At 70.7% G+C, this 6230-nt stretch carries 6 protein-coding genes; 1 reads left to right on the top strand and 5 read right to left on the bottom strand.

Going from position 1 to position 6230, the window contains the following annotated elements; translation table 11 throughout:
* Positions 1 to 29: 29 nt before the first annotated feature.
* Together ON26_RS12270 and ON26_RS12275 are read right to left on the bottom strand one after the other, a co-directional pair.
* The gene (locus tag ON26_RS12270) at positions 30 to 572 is read right to left on the bottom strand and encodes an HNH endonuclease (protein WP_051026978.1); all 543 of its coding nucleotides are present in this window, start codon (positions 570 to 572) and stop codon (positions 30 to 32) included.
* Positions 573 to 1134: 562 nt separating this feature from the next.
* The gene (locus tag ON26_RS12275) at positions 1135 to 2439 is read right to left on the bottom strand and encodes an acyl-CoA dehydrogenase family protein (protein WP_245545823.1); all 1305 of its coding nucleotides are present in this window, start codon (positions 2437 to 2439) and stop codon (positions 1135 to 1137) included.
* Positions 2440 to 2536: 97 nt separating this feature from the next.
* On the opposite strand from ON26_RS12275, the gene ON26_RS12280 reads away from it, so the two are divergent.
* On the top strand, positions 2537 to 3367 hold the full coding sequence (locus ON26_RS12280; protein ID WP_245545824.1) for a winged helix-turn-helix transcriptional regulator: 831 nt from the start codon (positions 2537 to 2539) through the stop codon (positions 3365 to 3367).
* 89 nt (positions 3368 to 3456) lie between these two features.
* On the opposite strand, the gene ON26_RS12285 is transcribed toward ON26_RS12280, so the two are convergent.
* The 3 genes from ON26_RS12285 to ON26_RS12295 are packed head-to-tail and all read right to left on the bottom strand — an operon-like array spanning position 3457 to position 6165.
* Positions 3457 to 4746, bottom strand: coding sequence for an acyl-CoA dehydrogenase family protein (locus tag ON26_RS12285; protein WP_040796189.1), 1290 nt, complete (start codon positions 4744 to 4746; stop codon positions 3457 to 3459).
* A 2-nt stretch (positions 4747 to 4748) separates the two neighbouring features.
* Complete coding sequence (locus tag ON26_RS12290) at positions 4749 to 5387, bottom strand: TetR/AcrR family transcriptional regulator (protein WP_040796190.1); 639 nt, start codon at positions 5385 to 5387, stop codon at positions 4749 to 4751.
* Between the two features lie 40 nt (positions 5388 to 5427).
* Positions 5428 to 6165, bottom strand: coding sequence for an SDR family NAD(P)-dependent oxidoreductase (locus tag ON26_RS12295; RefSeq protein ID WP_040796191.1), 738 nt, complete (start codon positions 6163 to 6165; stop codon positions 5428 to 5430).
* Between the last annotated feature and the right edge of the window lie 65 nt (positions 6166 to 6230).

Here is a 6230-nt window from a genome sequence, read left to right on the forward strand (position 1 = left end):
CGCGGTCTCCTCTCGGTGCGGGCGTTGCGCTAGGCCGGCAGTTGCTTCCAGATCTGACGTTGCCGCTTGCGCAAGAGGTCGGGCGCCTTCGGCTGCCACAGCAGCCGCATCCGGGCCTCCTCCGGCGTGCGGTCGGCCTTGCGGGTATTGCAGGGCGCACAGCAGGCGACGAGGTTCTCCCAGGTGTTGGGGCCGCCCCGGCTGCGCGGGCGGATGTGGTCGACGGTGTGCGCCCAGTCCGCGCAGTAACCGCACCGGTTGCCGTCGCGGCGCAGGACGCCGGCCAGGGTGGCGCGGCTGTCGTCGCGCAGGGTCACCGCGTGCTCGAGGAACACGTAGCGCAGCAGCCGGATGGTCTGCGGGAGCGCGATCTCGAGCCGCTGCGACCGGATCGGCACGTAGGGCTCCCGGTGGGCGATGGCCTCGGCGGCGCCGCTGATCAGCAGGACGACCGCCCGATCGGCGGTGACCTCGTCCAGCGCCTCGTAGGAGGCGTTGAGCACCAGCACACGGCTGTGTATCCAGTTGTCCACGGGCGCGGCCACCGTGGTGGTGGCGGAACTGAACGGCATCGGGCTCACCCCTGTTTTTCGTGTGGGAATCTCTCGCGGGCTGACGACGGGGACTGCGGCGGCGACCGATGCGGGGACGGCAGGGGATGCCGCCGGCGACCGCCGGGAGAGTGGGAACGGCTGCAAAAGGCCCGGACCGGACGCCCGCAGGCGATCGCGGAACCGGTCAGTGACCGGCGTAGCGGGCCGCTGCCCGGCGCATCCCGGGGTTCGGTCGACGGCCGTACCCGCGTTCGCTCGATTCGTGCTGCAGCGCAGTCGATTTCGCGTCGATCACTCGATTCGACGGCATCGGCCACCCCCTTCCCGGTGCTCGGCGGCTCCATCCCCCGGTGGGGCGAGCGGCGTGGAATCACATGGTGACACGGCTATCGACGCGTTGTCGCCTCATTTTCCGGCGACCACTCGTCGGACCGTGCGCCGGGCGATGTCCTCGATCGTCCTGCGGCGCAACGCTGCCATGAGGTGATCGGACTCGAGCGAGCCTCGGCGTCGAGGCAGCGGACAGCGCCGCACCCGCGATCCGGATCGCGGGTGCGGCGTGGTTCTGCGTGGGCGACGGCTACCCCAGCGGGCTGTGGCCGAGCCGGACATTGCCGGTGAAGCGGAGTTGCTTGGCGCGGGGCAGGGGGTGGAAGAGGATGCCGTGGACGTCGCGGTAGCGGCGTTCGATATCGCAGCCGCGGGAGTATCCGAGGCCGCCGACGGTCTCCATGGCCAGCCGGACGGTGGCGATGAGCTGGTCGGCGGCGACGGTCTTGCGGCCGAGGGTGCGGGCGGCGTGCGCGTCGGTGTTGTCGAAACGCAGGTCGTCGGAGTCGGCGAACATGGCCGTGGCCAGGTCGGCGGCGGTGGTGTGGGCATTGGCCATCTCGCCCGCGGTCTGCACGACGTGCGCGTCGCTGCGGCCCGCGGACAGGCTGAGTGCGGTGTCGACCGCGCCGTCGGCGATGCCGAGGTAGGCGGCGACGATGAGCGGCATCGCCGCGCCGATCACGGTGTTCAGCAGCGGCGGCCAGGCGTCGGCGGGCCGGATGAGGGAGACCGCCGCGTCGGGGACGAACACGTCATCGAGCACCACGGTGTGCGATCCGGTGGCGCGCAGACCGAGGGTGTCCCAGGTCTGCTCGATGCGCACGCCCGGTGCGGAGAACGGTACGGCGCAGTGCAATACGCGCGGCCCCTCGGGGGCGTCGTCCCAGCGGATGCTGGTCACCAGGATGGTGCCCGCCTCACAGCCGCTGGCAGGGGCCTTGCGGGCCGAGACCCGGTAGCCGCCGTCGACCCGCTCGGCGTGGCCGGTGGAGGCGACCCAGTCCGAGGCGCCGGTGCTGACCAGGATCGCACCGGCGGCGACCTTGCCGAGCACGCCGGAGGCGTCCGCGCCGTGCTTGTGCCGCCACACCTGGGTGGCCACGAGGTGGCAGTGCATGGCGAAGGCGACGGCGGTGGAGGGATCGTGGCGGCCGAGTTCGCGCAGGATCGCGCCCACCTCGGTGTGCGTGGCGCCGCCCCCGCCGAACTCGGCCGGGACGCCCGCGGCGGAGAGGCCGTGTTCGCGCAGCAGGTCGAAGGCGGTGCGGGAGAGCTCGCCGGTGCGGTCGCGTTCGGCGGCTTCGGGGCGCAGGAATTCACCGACGATCCGGGCGCGGTCGATCCAGGTCGCCGTGGAGTTCGTGGTCGGGGTGGCCGCGGTGACGATGTCGGCCATGGTTGCCATGTCGGTCGTGGTGGTGTCGGTCGTGGTGGCGCCGTCGGTGCGGGTCGTCTCGGTAGTGGCCGGGGTGTCGTGGGCGGTCGGGGTGGGCACGGTGGCGTCCGTGGTCGGGGTGGGCTCGGGGGTCTGGGTGGCTGCGGTAGTGGTCATGTTTCGAAGCTAGGAACCGGCGCGATAACCGGATAGTCCAGGAAATGAACCCCTCCGGTGCACGAACAGGACCGGCGGTGCGCGAGGTGGAGGCCTCATGACGAATCCGACCGTGCTGGATCAGACGAACCGGAACCGGACCCCGCTCGGCCGGGACGTGCAGTCCCGAGCCATGCCGAACGAGACCGCGCAGAACTCGACCGCGCTCGCTGCGGAGGCCATGAACGACGACGCGGGGGCCACGAACGCGAGTGTGGGCTACGGCCAGTACTGCCCGATCTCGCGCGCCCTCGAACTGCTCGGCGAGCGCTGGTCGCTGCTGATCCTGCGCGATCTGGTGCTCGGCAGCACCCGGTTCAACGACTTGGCGCGCGGTCTGCCCGGCCTGTCGCGCAGTCTGCTGGCCAAGCGGCTGCGGCAGTTCGAACGGGCCGAGCTGGTGCGCAAGACCGGCGCGCACTACGTGCTCACCGACTCCGGCCGCGACCTCGAGCCGATTCTGTTCGGCCTCGCCGAGTGGGGCGCGAAATGGACTTTCGGCGAACCGGATGCCACCGAGCTGGACCCCGACGTCCTGGTGTGGTGGATGCACACTCGGCTGGACACCTCCGGCTTGCCGGGGCAGCGCCAGGTCTTCGCGGTCCGCTTCACCGACGATCCGCGCCGGTACTGGATCGTCGTCGACCGCGGCGCGCCTTCGGTCTGCGTGACCGATCCGGGCTTCGACGTCGACGCCACCATCGTCTCCGACGTCTCGTCCCTCTACCAGGTCTGGCTCGGCCGGATACCGATTCTGCACGCCCTGCGCTCCGGCCGCCTGACCTTCACCGGCCCGTCCGCGCTCACCCGCCGGATGCCCGACATCCTGCGCCTGAGCCCGGTCGCGCCGTACTTCGCGACACCGCTGCATGCCGAGGCCAGCGCCTGACGCAGCTTCGGGGCGAGCCGGGCACGGGGGTGCTGCCGAGCGGACACGCCGCGCCGGGGACCGCGGAAGCAGGCCCCGGCGCGCCGACGTCAGAGATTGCCGACGACGTGCTCGAGCCGCTGGGCGACCAGCTCGCGCGCCTTCTCCGCCAGCGCGGGCCGGTACCCGCTCGGGTACACCTGGTCGCCGGGTTCGTAGTTCTTCAGCACTTCCCTGGCCAGGGTGACCTTGTGGACCTCGGTCGGGCCGTCGGCCAGGCCCATGACCTCGGCATAGGTGAGCATGTCGATGAAGGGCAGGTCGGTGCTGACGCCGATGGCGCCGTGCAGATGCAGCGCGCGCTGGGCGATGTCGTGCATGACCTTGGGCATGGCGACCTTGATCGCGGCGATGTCCTTGCGGACCGCGAGGTAGTCCTGTTCCTTGTCGATGCGCCAGGCGGTACGCAGCACGAGCAGGCGGAACTGCTCCATCTCGATCCAGCTGTCGGCGATGCGCTCCTGGGTCATCTGCAATCCGGCCAGCGGGCCCTTGCGCATCTGCCGCGACACCGCGCGCTCGCACATCATGTCGAAGGCCTTGCGCACCAAGGCGACCGTGCGCATGGCGTGGTGCACCCGGCCGCCGCCGAGACGGGTCTGGGCGACGATGAAGCCCTGGCCCTCCGCGCCGAGCAGATGGTCGGCGGGCACCCGCACATCGGTGAACCGCAGGTGTCCCTCGTGCTCGCTGAAGCCCGGGACGTGGAAGTTCTTGACGATCTCCAGCCCGGGGGTATCGGCGGGCACGATGAACATCGACATGCCCTGATGCGGGCTGACCTCGCGGTTGGTGACCACCATGACGATGTGGAAGGAGGCGAACTGGGCGTTGGAGTTGAACCACTTCTCGCCGTTGATGACCCAGTGGTCGCCGTCGCGCACGGCGGTGGTGGTGAACAGCGTCGGATCCGAGCCGCCGGTGGGCTCGGTCATCACGTAACAGGAGCCGATCTCGCCGTCGAGCAGCGGCTGCAGGTACTTCTCCTTCTGCTCCGGGGTGCCGTAGTGGGCGAGGATCTCGGCATTGCCGGAGTCGGGGGCCTGGCAGCCGAACACCGAGGGCGCCCAGACCGACGTGCCGAGCACCTCGTTGAGCAGGGCGAGCTTCATCTGGCCGAAGCCGGGACCGCCGAGCTCGGGGCCCAGATGGCAGGCCCACAGGCCCTGCTCCTTGACCTTCTCCTTGAGCGGGCGCATCAGCGCCATCGCCTCTTTGTTCGTGCGGTCGTAGGGGTTCGGGTAGATCAGGTCGAGCGGCTCCACCTCGGTGCGCACGAACTCCTCGGCCCAGTCCAGTTTCTTCTGGAACTCCGGATCGGTTTCGAAATCCCAAGCCATGGTCAGCCTTTCGTATCGGGATGGGTACGGACACCGTCGAGAACGGTGCCCGCGAGGATGTCGGCGATCTCGTCGGGGGTGCGGCCGCCGTGCGTGCGGTACCAGAGGACCACTGTGTTCAACATGCCGAGCACGCTGTTGGTGACGACGTGGTCGGCGGTGCGCAGCACGCCCTCCGCCGCGCCCGCGTCGAGCGCGCGCTGCCACTGCCCCTGGATGCGATCGCGCAGCTCCTGCAGTTGCGCAGCGCGCTCGCCGGTCAGCGCGGTCACGTCGCGCAGTTGGATGGCGACCTGGCGGCGGTACGCGACGATCAAGCGCACGTGGCTGCGGATCAGCCGGCGCAGCGTGGCGACGGGGTCGTCGGCGGCGGCGACGATGCGGTCGGCGTCGGCGAGCATCAGCTCGGTGTAGTCGCGCAGGATCTCCCACAACAGCTCCTCCTTGGAGCCGATGTGGTAGTACAGCGCGCCGCGCTGCACGCCCGCCCGGTCGCCGATCTCGGCGACGCCGGTGCCGTGGAATCCCTTCTCCGCGAACAGTTCCACGGCGGCCTCCATGATCCGCGCCCTGGTGTCGCCGGGGACGGACGTGGCGGCAGGCGGGCGGCCGCGTCGGCGCGCGGGCACGGCCTCGGTCACTGCCGCGCCGCCGTGGTCGTCGCGGGACGCGCCGCGGCCGTCATCGCCAGCCGCCGTCGAGAGCGAGCGTGGCGCCGGTGGCGAAGGAGGACGCCTCGGTGGCGAAGAACAGGGCGGCGCCGACGATCTCGTGCGGCTCGCCGATTCGGCCGAGCGCGTTGCGCCGGGTGAGTTCGGCGCGCAGCTCTTCGGGCCAGGCCGCGGAGATGTCGGTGGCGAACGGGCCACATTGGATGGTGTTGACCCGAACCGAGGGGCCGAAGGTCTGCGCGAGGCCTGCGGTCAGCGCGTTCAGGCCGGCCTTCGCCGCGGCGTAGGGCACGGCCAGCGGTTCCGGCTCGGCCGCCTCGATCGAGGAGATGTTGACGATGCTGCCGCCTCCGGCCGCCGCCATCCGCGTGCCGATGAGCGCCGACAGCCGGAACGGGCCCTTGAGGTTCACCCCGATCACCTTGTCGAACATCGCCTCGCTCACCTGGTCCAGGCTGGGGTAGAGCAGCGACATGCCCGCGTTGTTGACCAGCACGTCGACCCGGCCGAACTCGCCGTAGGCAGCCTCGACCAGGGCGTCGCACTGCGCCCAGTCGCTGACATCGGCCGCGACCGGCAGCGCCCGGCGTCCGTGTTCGCGGACCTGTGCGGCGAGCTCGGCGCAGCCGTCGAACTTGCGGCCGGCGATGACGACATCGGCCCCCGCGGCGGCGAAAGCGAGCACCATCTGTCGGCCGAGGCCGCGGCTGCCGCCGGTCACGAGGACGACTTTGTCGGTGAGGGGCACCCGCGCTCCTTCGGTCGGTGCAGGCGGAACACATGCGTTCCGAGGGAAATGTTCCGATCAGTACA

This window comes from Nocardia higoensis NBRC 100133, from assembly GCF_000308595.1.
In the GTDB taxonomy this organism is placed as follows: Bacteria; Actinomycetota; Actinomycetes; order Mycobacteriales; family Mycobacteriaceae; genus Nocardia; species Nocardia higoensis.